This window comes from Streptomyces sp. NPDC002779 (assembly GCF_042888685.1).
GTDB lineage: Bacteria > Actinomycetota > Actinomycetes > Streptomycetales > Streptomycetaceae > Streptomyces.
The window spans coordinates 48,288-68,699 of record NZ_JBIAQC010000015.1 but is presented as its reverse complement, the minus strand read 5'-3'; the positions used below and the strand labels follow the sequence as shown (position 1 = coordinate 68,699).

13 protein-coding genes are annotated in these 20,412 nt (G+C 72.4%); 5 read left to right on the top strand and 8 right to left on the bottom strand.

Annotated features, from left to right (window positions below; translation table 11 throughout):
• Positions 1 to 162: 162 nt before the first annotated feature.
• A complete protein-coding gene (locus ACFYW5_RS31510) occupies positions 163 to 417 on the top strand; it encodes a hypothetical protein (RefSeq protein ID WP_389420528.1) in 255 nt (84 codons plus the stop codon).
• Positions 418 to 734: 317 nt separating this feature from the next.
• On the opposite strand, the gene gcl is transcribed toward ACFYW5_RS31510, so the two are convergent.
• A complete protein-coding gene (gene gcl, locus ACFYW5_RS31505) occupies positions 735 to 2,519 on the bottom strand; it encodes a glyoxylate carboligase (RefSeq protein ID WP_389420527.1) in 1,785 nt (594 codons plus the stop codon).
• Positions 2,520 to 2,677: 158 nt separating this feature from the next.
• On the opposite strand from gcl, the gene ACFYW5_RS31500 reads away from it, so the two are divergent.
• Entirely contained in the window at positions 2,678 to 3,397 is a 720-nt protein-coding gene (locus ACFYW5_RS31500; RefSeq protein WP_389420526.1) for a hypothetical protein, read from the top strand.
• Between the two features lie 64 nt (positions 3,398 to 3,461).
• Here ACFYW5_RS31500 and ACFYW5_RS31495 read toward each other — a convergent pair whose 3' ends face one another.
• The 7 genes from ACFYW5_RS31495 to ACFYW5_RS31465 form a co-directional block, all read right to left on the bottom strand.
• On the bottom strand, positions 3,462 to 4,580 hold the full coding sequence (locus ACFYW5_RS31495; RefSeq protein WP_389420525.1) for a lytic polysaccharide monooxygenase: 1,119 nt from the start codon (positions 4,578 to 4,580) through the stop codon (positions 3,462 to 3,464).
• A gap of 100 nt (positions 4,581 to 4,680) precedes the next feature.
• Complete coding sequence (locus tag ACFYW5_RS31490; RefSeq protein ID WP_389420524.1) at positions 4,681 to 6,894, bottom strand: glycoside hydrolase family 6 protein; 2,214 nt, start codon at positions 6,892 to 6,894, stop codon at positions 4,681 to 4,683.
• 41 nt (positions 6,895 to 6,935) lie between these two features.
• Complete coding sequence (locus ACFYW5_RS31485) at positions 6,936 to 9,182, bottom strand: glycoside hydrolase family 3 N-terminal domain-containing protein (protein ID WP_389420523.1); 2,247 nt, start codon at positions 9,180 to 9,182, stop codon at positions 6,936 to 6,938.
• A 118-nt stretch (positions 9,183 to 9,300) separates the two neighbouring features.
• Positions 9,301 to 10,434, bottom strand: coding sequence for a cellulose binding domain-containing protein (locus ACFYW5_RS31480; RefSeq protein ID WP_389420522.1), 1,134 nt, complete (start codon positions 10,432 to 10,434; stop codon positions 9,301 to 9,303).
• Positions 10,435 to 10,697: 263 nt separating this feature from the next.
• Complete coding sequence (locus tag ACFYW5_RS31475; RefSeq protein ID WP_389420521.1) at positions 10,698 to 11,729, bottom strand: LacI family DNA-binding transcriptional regulator; 1,032 nt, start codon at positions 11,727 to 11,729, stop codon at positions 10,698 to 10,700.
• Between the two features lie 63 nt (positions 11,730 to 11,792).
• On the bottom strand, positions 11,793 to 13,382 hold the full coding sequence (locus ACFYW5_RS31470) for an AMP-binding protein (RefSeq protein WP_389420520.1): 1,590 nt from the start codon (positions 13,380 to 13,382) through the stop codon (positions 11,793 to 11,795).
• On the bottom strand, positions 13,379 to 15,046 hold the full coding sequence (locus ACFYW5_RS31465) for an AMP-binding protein (protein ID WP_389420519.1): 1,668 nt from the start codon (positions 15,044 to 15,046) through the stop codon (positions 13,379 to 13,381). Before ACFYW5_RS31465 ends, ACFYW5_RS31470 begins: the two co-directional genes overlap by 4 nt.
• A gap of 114 nt (positions 15,047 to 15,160) precedes the next feature.
• Between ACFYW5_RS31465 and ACFYW5_RS31460 the strand changes: the two genes are divergently transcribed.
• From ACFYW5_RS31460 to ACFYW5_RS31450, 3 genes are all read left to right on the top strand, one after another.
• Complete coding sequence (locus tag ACFYW5_RS31460) at positions 15,161 to 15,991, top strand: response regulator transcription factor (protein ID WP_389420518.1); 831 nt, start codon at positions 15,161 to 15,163, stop codon at positions 15,989 to 15,991.
• Between the two features lie 170 nt (positions 15,992 to 16,161).
• Positions 16,162 to 19,389: an AAA family ATPase gene (locus ACFYW5_RS31455; RefSeq protein ID WP_389420517.1), complete on the top strand. Its 3,228-nt coding sequence runs from the start codon at positions 16,162 to 16,164 to the stop codon at positions 19,387 to 19,389.
• A 215-nt stretch (positions 19,390 to 19,604) separates the two neighbouring features.
• Positions 19,605 to 20,399 carry a S1 family peptidase gene (locus ACFYW5_RS31450; protein ID WP_389420516.1) on the top strand — a complete coding sequence of 265 codons (795 nt, stop codon included), beginning with the start codon at positions 19,605 to 19,607 and terminating at the stop codon, positions 20,397 to 20,399.
• Positions 20,400 to 20,412 lie beyond the last annotated feature (13 nt).

The following is a 20,412-nucleotide window of genomic DNA, read 5'->3' as shown; positions in this document are numbered from 1 at the left end:
CGACCTGAGGGAAGGGCGTTTCAGGCTCCGTCGCGACCGCCGCGGTCCCGAAAACCCTCACGCCTCACCGGCCGACAGGCGCCGGATACGGACGGTCCCGTATCCGGCGCTTGTCGGCGTTCCCGGCGTGCGGAACCGCCCCTGGCGCAGCAGGCTGAAGACATGGCACAACCGACGCAGCAACCGCACATCGTGGTCCACTCCCCCGCCCTGGACGGCTCCCGGCGGGTCACCGCGGGGGACGAGACCCTCGGCATCGCCTCGCACATCGACGACGTCGCCGAGTTCCTGCGGCTGGCCGACCTGTACGTCACCGATGTCTCGGAGAGCGACCTCGTCGAATGGCAGGGCGGCGGCCCCGAGGAGTGGCCGGGGCTCTCGGAGCCCCACGGGACGCACGGGACACCGGGGACGTGAACCGTCTACGCCGCCGTCCGTAGCCCGGCTACGCAACCCTCAAATCAACCTCTGAACCCGCGCCCGGGGGCTTCAACCGCCCCCGGGCGCGGGCACATTCTCGGAACACGGGGCCCGCCGGCACGGGGGCGGCGGGCTCCGGCGGGCCACACACCGGTCAGGGGTGTCCGGGCGGCCCGCGGAACACGGGGGCGTCCTGAGGCCCGCCGGTACGGGGGTGTGCGGCGGGCCTCAGGACGGGAACGGCGAAACGGGGGAACGACGAAGGGGCAGCCCACCTCACGGGTGGGCTGCCCCTGGTCGAGCCGGTCGGTGTATCAGACCTTCAGCGTCTTGACCGCGGTCGGCGCATGGCCGGGCTCGGTCGCGATCTCCTCGAACTCCACGACGTTGCTGATGTCGTTGGTGGTCGACATCGAGATGTTGGTGACGCGCTCCAGGATCGCCTCGACGACGACCGGCACCTGGAACTCGGCGGCGAGCTTCTTGGCCTGCTCGAAGGCCGCGCCGAGCTCCGCCGGGTCGGTCACCCGGATCGCCTTGCAGCCGAGCCCCTCGGCGACCTTGACGTGGTCGACGCCGTAGACGCCCAGCTCGGGCGAGTTGATGTTCTCGAACTCCAGCTTGACCTGGAAGTCGATGTCGAAGGCCCGCTGCGCCTGGCGGATCAGGCCGAGGTAGGAGTTGTTCACCAGGACATGGACGTACGGGATCCGGTGCTGCGCCCCGACCGCCAGCTCCTCGATCATGAACTGGAAGTCGTAGTCGCCGGAGAGCGCCACCACGGACGCCTCCGGGTCGGCCTTGGCGACACCCAGCGCGGCCGGGATCGTCCAGCCGAGGGGGCCGGCCTGGCCGCAGTTGATCCAGTGGCGCGGCCGGAAGACGTGCAGCATCTGGGCGCCGGCGATCTGGGAGAGGCCGATGGTGGAGACGTACCGGGTCTCCGGGCCGAAGGCCTTGTTCATCTCCTCGTAGACGCGCTGCGGCTTGATCGGGATGTCGTCGAAGTGGGTACGGCGCTGCAGCGTCGCCTTCCGCTCCTGTGCGGAGGCCGCCCACGCCGAGCGGTCGGGCAGCTTGCCGGCCGCCTTCAACTCCCGTGCCACCTCGACGAACAGCTCGAGCGCCGCCTTCGCGTCGGAGGCGATGCCGTAGTCCGGGGCGAAGATCTTGCCGATCTGGGTGGGCTCGACGTCGACGTGGACGAACTTCCGGCCGGCGGTGTAGACGTCCAGCTTGCCGGTGTGCCGGTTGGCCCAGCGGTTGCCGATGCCGAGGACGAAGTCGGACTCCAGGAAGGTCGCGTTGCCGTAGCGGTGCGAGGTCTGCAGGCCCACCATGCCGGCGTTCAGCTCGTGGTCGTCGGGCAGCAGGCCCCAGCCCATCAGGGTGGGGACGACCGGGGTGCCGGTCAGCTCGGCGAACTCCACCAGCAGATCGGCGGCGTCGGCGTTGATGACACCGCCGCCCGCGACGATCAGCGGCCGCTCGGAGGCGTTCAGCATCCCGAGCGCCTTCTCGACCTGGGCGCGGCTCGCGGCCGGCTTGTAGACCGCCAGCGGCTCGTACGTCTCCGGGTCGAACTCGATCTCGGTGAGCTGGACGTCGATCGGCAGGTCGATCAGGACCGGGCCGGGACGGCCGGAGCGCATCAGGTGGAAGGCCTGCTGGAAGACGCCGGGGACCTGCGCGGCCTCCAGGACGGTCACCGCCATCTTCGTGACCGGCTTGGCGATCGAGGCGATGTCGACGGCCTGGAAGTCCTCCTTGTGGATCACGGCGGTCGGCGCCTGGCCCGTGATGCACAGGATCGGGATGGAGTCACCGATCGCGGAGTACAGACCGGTGATCATGTCGGTGCCGGCCGGTCCGGAGGTGCCGATGCACACCCCGATGTTGCCCGCGTGGGTGCGGGTGTAGCCCTCGGCCATGTGCGAGGCACCCTCGACATGCCGGGCGAGGGTGTGCTGGATGCCGCCGGACGCCTTGAGCGCCGCGTAGAACGGGTTGATCGCCGCGCCCGGCACACCGAACGCGTTGCTGACGCCCTCGCGCTTGAGGATCTCAACTGCCGCTCGGGCAGCGGTCATTCGAGCCATTGAGTACTCCTGCTTCGGCTGTCGGATTCGCATCCCCGTCGCGCCCCGCGGTTGAGCTCTTCCGTATTGCGGAAAGTCTTTTCTACTATCTGGAAGCAATGTAAGTGGGAGGACGAAGCCCGTCAAGAGACGGACAAGCGGGGGCGCGCTGGAGCACCATGGGTGCCATGCCCCAGAGCGTGGCGGTGCGCTGCCCGGCCTGCAGTCATGAGCACCAGTACGCGGCCGTGGCCTATCCGTGCGCCTGCGGTGCCCCGGTCGCCCCGCCGCTGGATCCGCGCGGGGTCCCGGTCGCCGTCCGCCACCGGGCCTGGGCCGAGGAGTGGGTGACCGTCCGGTGCGCCGCCTGCGGCCGGAGCGGCCAGTGGCCCCGCCCCGAGCTGGGCTGCCCGTGCGGCACGGTCCTGCGGATCCCGGTGACGGGGACGCTCTCCTCGGCCGGTCCCGCCGCCGCTCCCCCGACCCCCGGCGCGCGTACGCCCGTGCCGCCCCGGTGCCGGGCCCCCTTCGTGCCGGTGCCGATCCGCACCGCCCGGGACGCCGTCACGGCCGCCGCCCTCTACCTGCGCTGGCTCGGCTACCGGGACATCCGCCGCGCCGACCAGCGGCCCCCCGCCGGCATCGGACTCGCCGCCCCTGGCCTGCTCGCCCAGGTCGACCCCACCGTCCGCCCGGCCTCGGTTCGGGACGTGGAGTGCCTGTGGCTGACCGCCATGGCCGAGTCGGCGCGCTGCGTCTACTTCTCCCTGGCCGGATACGCCACCGAGGGCCGCGTCCGCGCCGACGCCCTCGGCGTCCCGCTGTTCGTCCTGGACCTCGCGGGCACCCCGCAGCCGGTCAACGACCACGCCGACGCGCTGGTCTCCCCCGCCCGCTGACCGCCGCGCACACGAGAGCGCCGGCTCCCCGCGGTGCGGGGAGCCGGCGCCTCGGCGGTACGGGTTACGGGGTGACGCAGCCGATCGAGCCGACCGGATGGTTGTTGCCGGTGGAGGTGGCGGTGAAGCCGAAGTTCACGCTGCCGTCCGGTGCGACGGTCCGGTTGTGGTCGACGTTTCTGACCGTGACCGTGCCGTCGGATCCGGTACTGAGCGTGCCGTTCCAGACCTGGTTGAGCTTGGTGCCGGTGCCGAGCTGCCAGCGCACGGCCCAGCCGTTCATCGGTGCCGTGTTGTGGTTCATCACCTGGACGGAGCCCTGGAAGCCGCCGTTCCAGGCGTTCGTCACCGAGTAGACGGCCATGCAGCCGCTGTGCGGGTTGGTCGGGGTGGGCGTCGGCGTCGGGGTCGGCGTCGGCGTGGGAGTCGGCGTGGGCGTGGGCGTGGGCGTCGGGGTGCTGCCCGAGCCGCGGATGCCGGTCACTTCGCCGTTGCCGCCGTCGAAGACGACGTCGGAGCAGGAGAAGAAGTTCTCCTGGCTGTCCGAGCGCACCCACTGGATGAACAGCACCGCGTTGCCCGAGCGGCCCGCGGGCAGGTTCAGGTTCCAGAAGTAGTGACCGGAATCGCTGCCCACCGAACCCGACTGGGCGGGGTTGGTGACGGTCTGGATGAGCTCCAGGTCGTTCCAGCCCAGCGGGCTGCTGGGCGAGTAGCCGGGCTTGGACAGGTACACCCGGAAGTCGCCCGGGTGGGCCGCCCAGTTGCTGTACCGGACCTGCATGCTCTTCCCGGAGGTCAGATGCGTGCGGGGCCAGTCGGCGCGGGCGGCGTTGTAGCCGGTGAAGTTGTACGGGGAGCGGTCACCGGCACTGCACAGCTTGCCGTCCGGCACGTACCCGGGGCCGCGCCCGCCCGCGTTGGAGTCGAGCACGGCGAACCAGTTGTACAGCGCCGTAGAGCCGCTCTCGGCCAGCGCGGCCTTGCACGCCGGGTTCGTCGGGTCCAGGGCGCCGGTGCCCGTCTTGGCGTCCTGATAGCAGAGATACGTCCGCGAGCCGGGCATCATCGCCACCCCGTGGGCCTGCGCGCTGCCCTGGCCGAGCAAGGCCAGACCGAGTCCGCTCAGCAGGGTGGCGAGCACCGCCGCCCAGGAGAGGAGCCGGTTTCTGCGTCGAACCATGGTGCCTCCTGTCGTTCCTTGGCTGTCCGCTGTGGAGCCCCCGCCCGCCCGGGGAAGAGATCGCTCCGGGCGGGCGGGGGAGTGTGGGGAGGTACGCGGATCAGGCGGGCGGGGTGCCCCAGGCCAGGGTGGTGCCGAGGTAGCCGGGGATCGCCGGGGCGTCGGTGTACGAGGTGGCGGTGGTGCGGCTGTGGTCGCCGACCTCGTTGAACGCGGACCAGTCGGACTTGGCCATCCGGAGCTGGAGGTCACCGGTGTCCCGGCCCGCGGCCAGCGAGCCGGCCGAGAAGGCGACCTCCAGATAGGCGTCGGCGCCCGCGACCGGGGTGCTCAGCGGGACGACCCTGAGCTTGACGTTGGAGCAGCCGACCGCGGCGTAGTCGCACCAGGCGTTGACGGTGGGCGAGCCGCCGTCCCGGGTGAAGTAGTAGCGGGCGGTGACCTTGGTCAGGTCCAGGGCGGCGCTGCCGGTGTTGGTGATCCGCAGGCCGGGGCGGATGGCGTTGTCGGTGGCCGAGGAGTCGTTGTTCTTGTAGGCGATCTTGAGGCCGCCCGCCGGGTCGGGGCCGCCGCCGCCCGTCTCGGTGGTGACGCTCAGCGCGGTGGAGGCGGCGGAGACGTTCCCGGCCGCGTCGAGGGCCCGCACGGTGTAGCTGTAGGCCGTGGCGGCGCTCAGCCCGGTGTCGGTGTACGTGGTGCCGCCGGCCGGCGCCGAGCCGACCCGGGTGCCGTTGCGGTACACGTCGTAGCCGGTCACGCCCACGTTGTCGGTGGCCGCGGTCCAGGCCAGGGAGACACTGCTCGCGGTCTTGGCGGTGGCCCGCAGTGCGGTCGGGGCGGTCGGGGCGGTGGTGTCACCCGGGTCGGTGCCGCCCGTCGGGACGGCCGGGTACGCGTTGCGCACCAGCATCGCGAACTGGTTGTGGAACCAGTGCCCGGCCAGCGGCGCGTCGGGCAGTGCCCCCGTCTTGTTGTTGCCCGCGTTGGGCGCGGTGTAGTCGGGGTTGCACATCGGGTCCTGGCGCTTGCCCTCGTCGTTCGGGATGTCCTTGCTGGCGCCGTCCGACTCACCCGGCGGCTTGACCCACAGGAAGGCGTCGAGGTGCGAGTCGGGGTATCCCGCGGGCGAGGCCTGCGGCGGCTGCCCGATGCCGGCTCCGCTCACGTTGCACCACAGTCCGCGGTGGGTACGGCGGTCGGCCTTGGACTCGGTGACGTAGGTGTCGAGCGTGGTGCTGGTGCTCTCCGCGGTGGGCCGCGCGGCGCCGCCCCAGCCGTTGCGGGAGGTGTCGATCACCATGCCGGTGGAGGCGGGCCAGCCCGCCGCGACCAGCGCCCGGTGTACGTTCTTGGTGAAGTCGGCCTCGTCGAAGTTCGGGTTCCACTCGTAGAACTTGCTCGACTTGACCATGTTGCCGCCGACCGTCTTGTCGGGGTTGGTCAGGAAGGGCTCCTCCAGCGGCGTGTAGTTGGCGACGTTGGTGATCAGGCCGTCGACGCTGCTCAGACCGGCCGCGGTGCCCCTGGCCACCTCGGTGTACTGCTGCACGGTCTGGGTGAGGTTGGTGTCCCAGCCGAGCCAGCCGGAGTGCGCGTAGTCCAGGTACGTGTATACGTTCGGGATCGCGTGCAGCTTGTCCAGGGCGTACTGGATGCCCTTGACGTACAGACCGCTGCTCTTGACCTGGGCGCACTCGGGGTCGGCGGTGTTGGTGACCAGGTTGGGCAGGCTGTCGGGCTCGATGACCGTGGTGATGCGGATGTCCTGGTACTTGGGGTTCTTGAAGACGTTCGCGATGACGTCGATGTACTCGGTCTTGTAGCGGTCCAGACCCGCCTGGGTGGCCGGGAGTTCGCCGTTGGAGGCGAGGGCGGCGCAGTCCCGTCCGGGCAGGTCGTACACCACGATGGTGGCGGTGATCGGCTGTCCGGGCTTCTTCTGGGCAAGTGCCAGGTCGAGATGGTCGGCGAGGCTCTTGCGTCCGGCGTTGGCGGCACCGCCGTGGATGGCCGCGATCCGGTCCAGCCAGACGGCGGTCGGATAGTTCTTGACCTTCTCCATCTTCGCCTTGAGCGTGGCGTCGGAGGTCTGCGCGATGGACGTGTCCACGTGCTCGGCGTAGTCGGGGTTGATGTAGAAGGTGGCCCCGGCGAAGGGGTTGTCGACATGTGCTTCCGCCGCTGCCGCGGGCTGTCCCGCGATCTGGCCCGCCACCCCGAGCATCAGGGTGGCCAGGGCGGTGGCCAGGGCTGCCGACCGTCGTCGGCGCCTGCGCGGCCGCATGGCGCCGTCGGCTCTGGTCGGTTCGGTCATCGTGCCCTCCTCGGTGGTACGTGCGGATGTGCGGTCGTACGTCAGGAGCCGGTGCACTGCGGAGCGGGCGTGCCCGCGCCGCCGTTCGCGGTGAAGCCGAACGAGGTGGTGGCGCCGGGTGACAGGGCGCCGTTGTGGGCGGCGTTGCGGACGGTCGCGCGGCCCTGGGCCACGGTCAGCGAGCCGTTCCACAGGCTGTTGACGGTGGAGCCGCCCAGGTCCCAGGCGACGGACCAGCCGGTGAGCGGGCCGCTGCCGGTGTTCTTGACGGTCATCTCCGCCTGGTAGCCGCCGGACCAGGCCGAGACGACCTTGAACTGGGCGGTGCAGGACTTGGGTTGCGGCTCCGGGTCCGGGTCCGGGTCCGGGTCCGGATCGGGGTCGGGAGCGCTGCCGTAGGTCAGGCCGTGCCCGTACGCGAAGAGCGGGCTCTTGCCGTCGCCGTCGTTGATGGGCTGCTGGGAGGCGCTGCGCATCCACGTCACGGGGAGCTTGCCGGTCGGGGCGTGGTCGCCGAAGAGCACGTCCGACACTCCGGCGCCCTCGGTGCCGGGCAGCCAGGCCGCCAGCAGGGCGCGCCAGTCCGGGAGTTGCGCGGCGATGTCGAGCGGGCGTCCGGAGACCAGGACGACCACGACGGGCACACCGCTGGCCTTGAGCCGGCTGAGGGTCTGCAGATCCTCCTGGTCCAGCCCCATGCCGCCGGGCCGGTCGCCGTGCATCTCGGCGTACGGGGTCTCCCCGATCACCGCGACGGCGGCGGTGTAGCTGCCGTCGATGCCGTTGCCGTAGCGGTCGTAGGTGATCCGGGACGGGTCGGTCGCGGCGGCGCGGATGCCCTGAAGGACGGTCGTGCCCTCGGTGACGGGCCCGCTGCGGCCCTGCCAGCCCATGGTCCAGCCGCCGCTCTGGTTGCCAATGTCGTCGGCGGACTTGCCGGCCACGAACAGCTTGGCGTTCTTCGCCAGCGGCAGGATCGCGCCGTCGTTCTTCAGCAGCACCTGCGACTGCCGCACCGCCTGCCGGGCCAGCGCCCGGTGCTCCGCGGAGCCGACGGTCGGGGTCAACGACCGGTCGGTGAGCGGCTTTTCGAACAGGCCGAGCTGGAACTTCTTGGTGAGGATGCGCCGGTTGGCGTCGTCGACGCGGGCCAGGGGGATCCGTCCGGCGTTCACCTCGCCGCGCAGCAGGGTGAGGAACCTCTTGTAGTCGTGCGGGACCATCACCATGTCGACGCCGGCGTTGACGGCCGTGGCGATCTCGGCGCCGGTGAAGCCGGTCTGCCCGTCGAGCTTGTCGACCGCGGCCCAGTCGGAGACGACGAAGCCGGTGAAGCCCAGCTCGCCCTTGAGCACGTCGGTGACCAGGTACTTGTGCCCGTGCGAGCGGACGCCGTTCCAGCTGCTGTAGGACAGCATGACCGAGCCCACGCCGCGGCGTACCGCCTCCTGGAAGGGCGGCAGGTGGATCGCGCGCAGCTCGGCCTCGGACAGCTCGGTGTTGCCCTGGTCGACGCCTCCGGTGGTGCCGCCGTCGCCGAGGTAGTGCTTGGCGGTGGCCAGCACCGACGCCGGGTCGCCGCCCAGGCTCGTGCCCTGCATGCCGGTGACGAACGTGGCCATGGAGGTGGCCAGTTCGGGCTTCTCCCCGAACGACTCGTAGGTGCGGCCCCACCGGTCGTTGCGGGCCACGCACAGACAGGGCGCGAAGGACCAGTCGATGCCGGTGCCGGCCACCTCCTCGGCCACCGCCCGTCCGATCCGCTGCACCAGCGCCGGGTCACGGGTGGCGCCGAGGCCGATGTTGTGCGGGAAGAGGGTGGCGCCGCGCACCGCGTTGTGGCCGTGCACCGCGTCGATGCCGTAGATCATCGGGATGCCGAGCGGGGTGCCGAGGGCGGTGCGCTGCAGGGAGTCGTAGGTGTCGGCCCAGGTCTGGGCGTTGTTGGGACTGACCGCCGAGTCGCCGCCGGAGAGCACCGAGCCGATGCGGTAGGTGGCGAGGTCGGACTGCGGGACGAGCGCGTCCTTCTCGATCTGGGTCATCTGCCCGAGCTTGTCGTCGAGCGTCATCCGGGAGAGCAGATCGGCGACCCGCTGGGGCACCGGCACGGAGGGGTCCTGGTACGGCAGCGCGGCGGCGGCCGCCGGGACCTGGGCGGGCGGGGCGGCCGCGAGGCCGGTCAGGGCGAGGGTCGCGGCGCACAGCGCGGCGACGAGGGCGGGGCGGCGGGTCCGGGAACGCAGGGGCACGGGAGGGCTGGCGGACACGGTGCGGCTCGGGCTCATGGAGTGCGGCCTTTCCGGGTGCGGGCCGGAGGGGCGGATGTGGTGCCGGGGCCCGCCCCCGTCGGTGCGGGAAGGCGGGGCGGGCCCCGGAGGAGGCCGGTGCGGCGCACCGGCGGGGTCAGGCGCTGGTGCAGGCGGTGCCGTTCAGGGTGAAGGCGCCGGGCTTGGCGAAGGTGCCGCTGTAGGTGCCCTGGAAGCCGAAGGTCTGGCTGCCGCCGGCGGCGATCTGCGCGTTGTGCGCCACGGGAGTCGCCGTCACCGCGCCGGAGGAGCCGGACAGGGTGGCGTTCCAGGAGTTGGTGACGCGCTGCCCGGAGGGCAGGGTGAAGCCGAGCTGCCAGGTGTTGAGGGCAGTGCTACCGGTGTTCTTGACCGTGACGTTGGCGGTGTAGCCGCCCTGCCAGACGCTGGTCGCGTAGGTCACCTGGCAGGCCGTGGCCGGCCCACCGGGGCCGCCCGGGTCGCCGCCGCCCCCGAGGTTGACGGCGGAGGAGAAGGAGTTCACCGCGAGTCCGGCGCCGTTCTGCCACGGCTCGAACCCGGCCTGGACGCTCGTCAGGTACCAGTTGTTCTGCGCCATCCCCCGGGCGACGGTCTGGTCGACGAAGTCCATGACGTCGAAGCTCCAGCTGCTGATCGCCGAGGGAGCGACGAAGGAGATCACGTCGTTGTGGCCGTTGCTGCCGGTCCACACCTCGAAGGTGCGGCCGCCGACGGTGGCGTTGCCCACCGGCGAGCCGATCGGCTGGATCGGGCCCACCCGGTTGAACCAGATCATGATCTCGGTCCGGTTGACGCCGTCGGTGCGGGGCGTCGGGTCCAGCCAGATGTCGTACGAGGCGTTGTACACGGCATTGGAGACATAGCCGTAGGAGATGCTGCTGGGGGCGCTGGAGATGGTGCTGATCTGCGCCGGAAGGTTGGTGCCCGGCGAACAGTTCGTGTAGTGGCAGCCGTTGAACACCGACGGGTACGACTTCGGGGCGCCGTTGGTGGGCACCGAGCCGTCGGCCTGGGTGAGGCGGAAGCCGGTGTCGGTGGCGGTGACGCACTGGGTGGCGCTGGTGCCCCAGCGGTTGTTCTGGACGACGTAGCGGCCCTGGATGACGGTCGAGCCGTACTGCTCGCAGATCGTGGTGTCGGCCTGGGCCGGCGGTGCGGCGACGAGAAGAGCCGCGACGGCGGCGAGAGCGGACAGCAGCGCGGCGAACAGGCCGCGCGCGGGGCGGGGACGGTGCGGTAACAGTCGCATGCGGGTGGCCTCTCTCGGAGATGGCGCCGGTCATTCGGGGCCGGTACGGGAGCGCTCCCAACTCCCCACTGATGGGAGCGCTCCCACCCCACCGGTTCGGTCCGGACTGTAGGAGTCCGTCCATGTTCCTGACAACCCTGCGCGCGCGAATGCATCGAATGGATTTCGAAGTCGCAGGTCACAGGGACGCATTCGCAACGCCCAAACGGGCTCCGGGACTTGGGAGCGCTCCCGAAACTTTCGCTCGCGGCCTTCGACGGCCCTCAGGCCGAGTCGCGGACCACCAGCCGGGTGCGCAGGATGACGTGGCGCCAGGCCACCTCGGGTTGCTCGCCCTCTTGCAGTTCCTCTCTCAGCAGCCGCACCATGGTCCGGCCGATCTCCTTCAGCGGCTGCCGGACCGTCGTCAGCGACGGATCGGTGTGCCGGGCGAGCGGGAAGTCGTCGAAGCCGATCACCGCGACGTCCTCGGGCACCCTGCGGCCGGCCGCCCGCAGCACGCCCAGCGCACCGGCCGCCATGGTGTCCGAGGCGGCGAAGACGGCGTCCAGGTCCGGGTGCCGGGCGAGGAGTTCGGCCGTCGCCCGGCGCCCGCTGTCCTCGGTGAAGTCACCCTCGACGACCAGCGAGGCAGCGGCTTCCAGGCCGGCGGCGGCCAGCGCCTGCCGGTACCCGCGCAGCCGGCACTGGGTGACGTACATGTCGAGCGGCCCGGTGACGGCGGCGATCCTGCGGCGCCCCCCGCGCAGCAGATGCTCGACCGCGCCCCGGGCGCCGCCGACGTTGTCCGCGTCCACGTAGGTGACGTGCTCGTCGCCCGAGCGGCGGCCGAGCAGCACCGTGGGCAGTCCGGCCTCGGCGAGCATGTCCGGCAGCCGGTCCTCGGCCCGTACGGACATCAGCAGGACCCCGTCCACCCGCCCGCCGCGCGCGAACTCCACGAAGCGCCGCCGCTCGACGTCCGTGCGGACCAGGGTGAGCAGCAGTTGCATCGAGGTGTCCGCGAGGGCGTCCCCGACCGAGCGGATGATCTCGGAGAAGAAGGGTTCCCCGAACTGCCGCCAGTCCCGTTCGGTCAGCGCCAGCGCCACCGCGTCGGCGCGCCGCCCGGCCAGTGAACGGGCCGCCAGATTGGGCACGTAGCCCAGTTCGTCGATGGCCCGCTCGACGGCCCGGCGCGTGGACTCCTTCACGCCCGCCGCGTTGTTGATGACCCGCGAGACGGTGCCGCGTCCGACACCGGCGAGAGCCGCGACTTCCTCCAGCGTCGGCGAACCGGGGCGCTGCCTGCCCATAACCACCCCCAAGGGCACCCGATCTTACGGGCCGCGCCCGCTGTGATCGAAGACCCCGCAGGATCAGCCGGTGTACCGCTCCCGCAGCTCGATCTTGCGCACCTTTCCGGACACCGTCATCGGGAAGGAGTCGAGCACCCGCACCCCGGCCGGGATCTTGTAGTGGGCCAACTGACCTTCGCAGAACGCCCGTACGTCCTCCAGCGTCGGCGGGTCGGCCGGATCGCGGGGGATGACGCAGGCCAGCACCTGTTCGCCGTACCGCTCGTGCGGCACGCCGATCACCTGGACGTCGGCGATCTTCGGGTGGCCGTGCAGGAACTCCTCGATCTCGCGCGGGTAGATGTTCTCGCCACCCCGGATGATCATGTCCTTGATGCGGCCGACGATCTCGACATAGCCGTCCTCGCGCATCACCGCCAGGTCGCCGGTGTGCATCCAGCGGGCGGGGTCGATGGACTGCGCGGTCTTGTCGGGTTCGTTCCAGTAGCCGAGCATCACGCTGTAACCGCGGGTGCACAACTCCCCTGCCGTGCCGCGCGGTCGGGTGACTCCGGTGGCGGGGTCGACGATCTTCACCTCGACGTGCGGCAGGACGCGGCCGACGGTTCCGGTGCGGTGTTCCAGGTCGTCGTCCATCCGGGTCTGCAGCGAGACCGGGGAGGTCTCGGTCATGCCGTAGCAGATCGACACCTGCTCCATGTGCATCTCGGCGACCACCCGTTTCATCACCTCCACCGGGCAGGGCGAGCCCGCCATGATGCCGGTGCGCAGCGAGGAGAGGTCGTACCGCGCGAAGTCGGGCAGGTTCAGTTCCGCGATGAACATGGTCGGGACGCCGTACAGCGAGGTGCAGCGCTCCCGCCGGACCGCCTCCAGGGTGGCCGCCGGGTCGAAGGAGGGGGCGGGGATGACGATGCAGGCGCCGTGCGTGGTGGCCGCCAGGTTTCCCATGACCATGCCGAAGCAGTGGTAGAACGGCACCGGCAGACAGATCCGGTCCTGCTCGGTGTAGGCGATCGACTCCCCGACGAAATAGCCGTTGTTGAGGATGTTGTGGTGGGAGAGCGTGGCTCCCTTGGGGAATCCGGTGGTGCCCGAGGTGTACTGGATGTTGACCGCGTCGTCGCAGCTCAGGTCGTCCGGCAGGGCGCGTGGGAGGGCGCGGCCGAGCAGCGCCTGCCAGCTCGGGTCGCCGAAATACACGGCCTCGCGCAGATCGGGGCAGTTGCCCCGCACCTCGTCCACCATGGCCCGGTAGTCGCTGCTCTTGTGGCCCAGGGAGGCGAAGAGCAGGCGGATCCCGGCCTGCTTGAGCACGTACTCGACCTCGTGCACCCGGTACGCCGGGTTGATGTTCACCATGATCGCGCCGATGCGGGCGGTGGCGTACTGCACGAGCACCCACTCCGGGCAGTTGACCGCCCAGATCCCGACCCGGTCGCCCTTGCCGACCCCGCTCGCCAGCAGCGCGTACGCCAGCTCGTCGACGTCCGCCATGAGCCGGGCGTACGTCCAGCGCCGCCCCGACGGGACGTCGGCCAGCGCCTCCCGCTGCGGCCAGGTGGCGGCGGTGCGCGCCAGGTTGTCCCCGATCGTCTCGCCGAGCAGCGCGGTCGCGCCGGTTCCGTGCGTGTACGACAGTGCGGTCACCGGAAGTCCTCCTCGCGGTACTCGTCGTGCGAACCGGCCGCGGTGGCCTCGCGCAGTTCGATCCGGCGGATCTTGCCGGAGACGGTCTTGGGCAGCGGCGCGAACTCCAGCCGGCGGATGCGCTTGTAGGGGGCGAGGACCTCCCGGGAGTGCTCGAAGAGGACCTTCGCGGTGCCGGCACCCGGCTCCCAGCCGTCGGCGAGGACGACATAGGCCTTGGGGACGGCGAGGCGCAGCTCGTCCGGGGCGGGCACCACGGCGGCCTCGGCGACCGCCTCGTGCTCCAGCAGGGCGCTCTCCAGCTCGAAGGGACTGATCTTGTAGTCGCTCGCCTTGAAGACGTCGTCACTGCGCCCGACATACGTCAGGTAGCCGTCGTCGTCCCTCGACGCGATGTCCCCGGTGCGGTAGTAGCCGCCCGCCATCGCCTCCGCCGTACGGTCGGCGTCCCCGTGGTAGCCGGTCATCAGGCCGACCGGGCGGGCCGACAGGTCGAGCGCGATCTCGCCCTCGGCCGCGCCGGGCGCGCCGGTCACCGGGTCCAGCAGCTCCACCCGGTAACCGGGGCTGGGGCGGCCCATCGCGCCCGTCTTCAGCGGCTGGCCCGGACTGTTGGAGACCTGCACGGCGGTCTCGGTCTGCCCGAAACCGTCCCGGACGGTGACGCCCCAGGCCCTTCGGACCTGCTCGATGACCTCGGGGTTCAGCGGCTCCCCCGCCGCCACGGCCTCGCGCGGAGGGGTGCGCAGGGCGGTCAGGTCGGCCTGGATGAGCATCCGCCACACCGTCGGCGGGGCGCAGAAGGTGGTGACGCCCGCCCGGTCCATCTCCGCCATCAGGCGGGCCGCGTCGAAGCGCGTGTAGTTGTGCAGGAAGACGGTCGCCTCGGCGTTCCACGGCGCGAACAGGTTGGACCAGGCGTGCTTGGCCCAGCCCGGCGAGGAGATGTTCAGGTGCACGTCGCCGGGGCGCAGTCCGATCCAGTACATGGTGGCGAGGTGGCCCACCGGGTACGAGACGTGGGTGTGCTCGACGAGCTTGGGGCGGGCGGTGGTGCCGGAGGTGAAGTAGAGCAGCAGCGGATCGTCGGCACGGGTGGGGCCGTCCGGGACGAAGCCGGCGGGGGCCGCGTAGGCGTCCTCGTACCGGTGCCAGCCCTCGCGGGCGCCGCCGACGACGACGCGGGTGCAGGTGCCGGGCACCTCGGCGAACTTGCCGGTGTCCGCGGACCGCACGATCACCTGCCGGACCCGCCCGCGCTCCACCCGGTCCCGCAGGTCGGCGGGGCCGAGCAGCGGGGTGGCCGGGATGACGACGGCCCGCAGCTTCATGGCGGCCAGCGCGGTCTCCCACAGCTCGGTCTGGTTGCCGAGCATGACCAGGATCCGGTCCTCGGCGCCGACGCCCCGCTCACGCAGCCAGTTGGCGACCCGGTCGGACCGGGCGGACAGCTCGGCGAACGACAGCCGCACCTCGGTGCCGTCCTCCTCGACGAGGTGCAGCGCGGTGCGGTCATTGCCGTCCGCGATGACGTCGAACCAGTCCAGCGCCCAGTTGAACCGCTCCGGCCGGGGCCACTCGAACCCTTCGTAGGCGGTGGCCCAGTCCTCGCGATGCGCCAGCAGAAAGTCCCGTGCCCCGCGGAAGTCGTCGGTGGCCGTCATGTGTCCTCCTCTGTCCCGGACCATTGCCCGGCGGCTCCCTGCCATCGTGTAATCCGTGATGCAGGTCTCACCACCCCCGAACGGGGGTGTACGCCGCAGAGGGAGGGCGGGCAGTTGGCAGCAGATGTCACCGCGGCCGCGGAGATCCGGGGTGCGCTGGTCCGGCTGCGGCGCTCGACCGGTCTCCCGGTCGCGTTCGGCGGCCTGATGGAGCCCGCCCGCCCGCGGATGCTCATCAGCGAACTCAACGGCACCGCCACGCACGCGCTGAGCCGGCTCACCGTCGCCTCCGGCAACGGCCTCGGCGGTCGTGCGGTCGCCCTGGCCCGCGCCTGCGCGGTGACCGACTACTCCTCCTCGCGGCAGATCAGCCATGAGTACGACACCGCCGTCGCCGCCGAGGGCCTGCGCTCGGTCCTCGCGGTCCCGGTCGTCGTACGCCGCCGGGTGCGCGGTGTCCTCTACGGCGCCCTGCGCACCCCGCAGCCGCTGGGCGACCGCACGCTGAGCGCTGCGGTGGCCGCCGCGCGCGAGGTGGAACAGGCGCTCGTCGTGCGGGAGTCGGCGCAGGAGCTGCTGGAGGCGGCGCGGCCGCGCCCGGAGCGGGACGGCGAGGGAGCCGTGCGGGAACAGGTGCGGGAGGCTCATGCGGCCCTGCGGGCGCTGGCACCGCGGATCTCCGATCCGGGGTTGCGCGCGGAGCTGCTGGAGGTGTGCGGGCTGCTGACGCCCGAGGGGCCGGTCGAGGGGGTGCGGCTGGCGCCCCGGGAGGTGGATGTGCTGGCCTGGGTGGCGGCAGGGGCGACCAATGCCGTGGCCGGCGAGCGGTTGGGGCTGCGGGCCGAGACGGTGAAGGGGTATCTGCGGTCGGCCATGCGGAAGCTGGGGGCGCACACCCGGGGGGAGGCGGTGGCCGCCGCGCGGCGGGCGGGGCTGCTTCCATAGGGCTTCCGCAGGGCTTCCCGGCCGCGCTGGCGTGCGCTCCCCCATTCATTCACCCGCACCCTGAATTTACCTATGCTCCCGGGCTGTTATTTCCCTCACCCGGCAGGCACTCCGAAATTCAAAGACCTGTTGCCTAATATTGGCCAGGACACGACACACGGAGGGGAGCGGTGACCGTGCCACGGGACTTCACGGAACCTGCCCGATCCCGCCCCGACCTGGTCATCGGCCGGGACGAGCCGTTCACGGCGGCGCGTCGGCAGCTCGCCCGGGGCGGCAGCGTCCTGCTCCACGGGCCCGCCGGAACAGGAAAGTCGACCGTCCTGCGGGCATTGGCCGCGGAATACGGCGCGGCGGCCCGGACGGTGTTGCGCTGCTCGGCGACCGAGTCCGAATCGCATCTCCCCTTCCTCGCCCTCGCCGACCTCCTCGGCCTGGTCCTGGACGACGTCTGCGGCCGGCTGCCCGCCGCCCAGCGCACCGCCCTGGAGTCGGCGCTCACCGGCCGCGGCGAGTCCACCCTGCAGCGCGACGGCCTCGCCCTGCGGCTGGCCGTCCTGTCCGCCCTGCGCGCCCTCGCCGCCGAGGGCCCCGTCCTGATCGTCGCCGACGACCTGCAATGGCTGGATCCGGCCAGCGCCGAACTCCTCGGCTTCGCCGCCCGGCGCCTCGGCGACACCCCCGTGCGGATGCTCTGCGCGGCGCGGACCGAGCACGAGGAGTACGACCGCCATCTGGGCGCGTCCCCGCCGGACACCCTGGCGCTCCGGCTCGGCCCTCTCTCCCGCACCCAGGTGGCCGCCCTGCTCGACCACCGCGGCTACACCGGGCTGTCCCGCTCCACAGTCCGCGACATCCACCGCACCAGCGGCGGCAACCCGCTCTTCGCCCTGGAACTCGGCCGTGCGCTCGCCGAGAACCCCACTCCGCCCCGGCCGGGCGAGCCGCTGCCGGTGCCGACCTCGCTGCGCGCCCTGGTGCTCAACCGGCTCGGGATGCTCTCCCCCGACGCCCGCCACACCCTCCTCGTGGCCAGCGCCGGCGCCCGCCCCACCCTGGCCACCCTGCGCGCGGCGGGGCGCGCCGACGCCGAGGCGGAGACCGCGCGGGCGGCCGAACTGGGACTGCTGGCGACGGAGACGGAGGGGCCGGCCGTACGCTTCGCGCATCCGCTGATCTCTGCGGCGCTGTACGCGGAGGCGCCCGCGCAGGAGCGGCGGGCCGCGCATGCCGCGCTGTCCACGGCCGCCTCGGACCCGATCGAACGGGCCCGGCATCTGGCGCTGGCGACCATCGGCACCGATCCGGAGGTGGCGGCCTCACTGGCGGAGGCGGCGGCCCTGGCCCGCGACCGCGGAGCGCCCGCGGTGGCCGCCGCCCTGGGCCGCCTGGCCGCCCGCCACGCACCCACGCCCACGGAGAGCCCGACGAAACGGACACGGCGCCCCGGCGACGCCGCCGCCATCGGGGGCACCGGGGGCACCGGGGGCACCGGGGGCACCGGGGGCACCGGGGGCACCGGGGGCACCGGGGGCACCGGGGGCACCGGGGGCACGGTCCAGGAAGACCACGACACCGCGGCGCCCGTCGGCGAAGCCCATGGCCCGGCCGCCGACGACCCCGAGTCCACGACCCCGGGAGAACGACGACACCGGGACCACGGCACCGAAGCCCATGCCCCGGCCCCAGGAGAGCCGCGACGCCCGGACCACGCCTCCCTCGAAGCCCACGCCGCCCACCCCGACACCGACGCGCGATCCCCGGCCCCCACAGAACCGCAACACCCCGACCCCGCCACCGCAGCACCCACCCCCGAACCCCCCGCCGAGCGGACACCCCCCGGTCCGCAGGATCTGCTGCTTCAGGCTGCCGAGGACGCCATCACCGCCGGGGAGCTGGACCTCGCCCGGGACATCGCGCGCGAGGTGCTGTCCGGCTCGACCGTGCCCGCGCAGCGGGTGCGGGCCTGGATCGTGGTGATCGAGACCGCGGGCCACGCCATGTCGGAGGTCGACGCCGTCTTCCCGCAGGCGCTGGCCGACGCGGGCGACGACCCGCGGCTGCTCGCCCTGATCCACTATCAGCTGGCCTGGCGGGCGCTGCTGGTGGACGGCGACTTCGACCCGGCCCGGGAGGAGGCCGCCTACTCCGCGGAGCTGGCCGCGCGGGGCGGTGACCGGTACACCGAGCTGATGGCGCTCGCCTTCGAGGCGCAGATCGAGACCCTGATGGGGCACCCGGACGCGCCCGCGACCATCAAGCGCGCCCTGCGGGAACCGCAGGACCCGCGGGTGGCCTGCCACCACAACGGCGCCGGGTACGCCCGCTTCCGCTGGCTGGTGATGAGCGACCAGCTGCCCGAGGCCCGCGCCACCGTCACCGCGCTGCTGCGCGAGGTGCGGCGGCGCGGCTCGGTGGAGAGCGAGGTGCACTTCCTGCGCGGTCTCGCCGAGACCGAGCTGCGCACCGGGCACTGCGCCCGCGCCCTCGACCTCGCCCGCGAGAGCCTGCGGCTGGCCCGGGACACCGGGATCGGCGAGGTCGCCTCGGCCGTGCTCACCTCCCTCGCGGAGGCCGCGGGCGGCGAGGTGGACCGGGCGCTGGCGCTGGCCCGGGAGGCGCTCGACCACGCCGAGCAGGACGGCGACCAGATGTACGTCTCCCGCGCCCTGGCCGCCCTCGGCCATGCCCAGCTGGTGGCCGGGGACGCCCCCGCGGCGGTGGCCTCGCTGCGCCGGGTGCGCGAGCTGGAGCAGGGCCTCGGCATCACCGACCCGGCACGCGGGCGCTGGCACGGCGATCTCGCCGAGGCGCTGGTCCGCGTCGGCGCGACCGAGGAGGCGCAGGACGTCATCGACACGGCACGGGCCCGCGCCCTGCGCCTGGGCCGGGAGAGCGTGCTCGCGGTGCTGGACCGCGCGGAGGCCCTGGTGTGCGCCGCCCGCGGCGAACGGGAGTCCGCCGCCGAACGGCTGACCTCGGTGCAGGACCGGCTCGCCAAGCTCGGCTACGGCCTGGAGGAGGCCCGGGCGGCCTTCGCGGCGGCGGCGCTGCGCACCGGCAGGCCCGGACCGGTCTCCTACGACGAGGCGGCCCGGCTGTTCCGGCGGTGCCGCGCGCTGCCGTGGCTGCGCCAGGTGGAGGCGGCCGCGACGGCGCCGGCGGCCGAACCGGCACCCGCGCCGGCCGCCGCCCTGGACGCGCTGGACTCCCTCGCCTCGATGGAGCGTCAGGTCGCGGCGCTGGTCATGGAGGGTGCGACCAACCGGGAGATAGCGGCGCGGCTGTTCATCAGCGTCAAGACCGTCGAGGCGACCCTGACCCGGGTCTACCGCAAACTCGGGATCCGGTCGCGCGTCGACATCGTCCGGCTGGCGGCGGGCCGTCCCGGCGGCTGAGATCCCGCGCGATTCACCGCAGCGGCGGGTTCGGCCGGGGCCGACCGAGGGTTTTCCCTGCCCAACTGCCCTAGGGGGTTCCCTCATTGGGAAGGTGACCTGCGGGTTCTAGCGTAAGGGCGTGCCGCTCGCCGGGCACACGGGGGCCTGTCCCGAGACCCCCGTGCAGCGCCCCCACCCGCGAGACCCCCACCGGCCACCCAATGAGGAGACTCATGCTCGGGCTCATCCGCGCCAAGAAGACCGCCACCGCGCTCGCGGCGACCGCCGCCGCCGCGGCCACCGCACTGATCGGCGTCGCCCCCACCGCCGCCGCGGCTCCCCAGCCCATCGTGGGCGGTTCGACGACCACCACGACCGCGTACCCGTTCATGATGCAGATCACGGACTCCGCGCAGAACCAGTTCTGCGGTGGCACGCTCGTCTCCGCCACCAAGGTCGTCACCGCGGCCCACTGCCTGGTCGGCGAGTCCATCGGCAGCGTCAGAGTGGTCGGCGGCCGCACCTACCGCAACGGCACCGACGGCACGGTGGCCCGGGTCAGCGGCATCTGGATCCACCCGGGCTACACCGACGCCACCAACGGCGACGACGTGGCGGTGCTGACGCTGTCGACGTCGATGCCGTACACCCCGGCGCCCTACGTCTCCGCCGCGCAGACGGGCGTGTACGCGGCCGGCACCACCGCCCGCATCCTCGGCTGGGGCACCACTTCCGCGAGCGGCAGCTCCTCGAACCAGCTGCGCACGGCCACCGTGCCGATCGTGTCCGACGCCGGCTGCGCGAGCTCCTACGGCACGGACTACCTCGCGTCCGACATGGTCTGCGCCGGTCACACCTCCGGCGGGGTGGACACCTGCCAGGGCGACAGCGGCGGTCCGCTGCTGGTCGGGGGCGTCCTGGCGGGGATCACCTCCTGGGGCGAGGGCTGCGCGGCGGCCGGCTACCCGGGCGTGTACACCCGGCTGACGTCCTTCTCCGGTCTGGTGGCCGCGCAGGTCGCCTCGTGACCCGTACCGACTC

Bases quoted from the DNA above. Each gene is read 5' to 3' on its own strand.
- ACFYW5_RS31510 (WP_389420528.1), top strand. From the start codon at position 163: ATGGCACAACCGACGCAGCAACCGCACATCGTGGTCCACTCCCCCGCC.
- gcl (WP_389420527.1), bottom strand. From the start codon at position 2,519: ATGGCTCGAATGACCGCTGCCCGAGCGGCAGTTGAGATCCTCAAGCGC.
- ACFYW5_RS31500 (WP_389420526.1), top strand. From the start codon at position 2,678: ATGGGTGCCATGCCCCAGAGCGTGGCGGTGCGCTGCCCGGCCTGCAGT.
- ACFYW5_RS31495 (WP_389420525.1), bottom strand. From the start codon at position 4,580: ATGGTTCGACGCAGAAACCGGCTCCTCTCCTGGGCGGCGGTGCTCGCC.
- ACFYW5_RS31490 (WP_389420524.1), bottom strand. From the start codon at position 6,894: ATGACCGAACCGACCAGAGCCGACGGCGCCATGCGGCCGCGCAGGCGC.
- ACFYW5_RS31485 (WP_389420523.1), bottom strand. From the start codon at position 9,182: ATGAGCCCGAGCCGCACCGTGTCCGCCAGCCCTCCCGTGCCCCTGCGT.
- ACFYW5_RS31480 (WP_389420522.1), bottom strand. From the start codon at position 10,434: ATGCGACTGTTACCGCACCGTCCCCGCCCCGCGCGCGGCCTGTTCGCC.
- ACFYW5_RS31475 (WP_389420521.1), bottom strand. From the start codon at position 11,729: ATGGGCAGGCAGCGCCCCGGTTCGCCGACGCTGGAGGAAGTCGCGGCT.
- ACFYW5_RS31465 (WP_389420519.1), bottom strand. From the start codon at position 15,046: ATGACGGCCACCGACGACTTCCGCGGGGCACGGGACTTTCTGCTGGCG.
- ACFYW5_RS31450 (WP_389420516.1), top strand. From the start codon at position 19,605: ATGCTCGGGCTCATCCGCGCCAAGAAGACCGCCACCGCGCTCGCGGCG.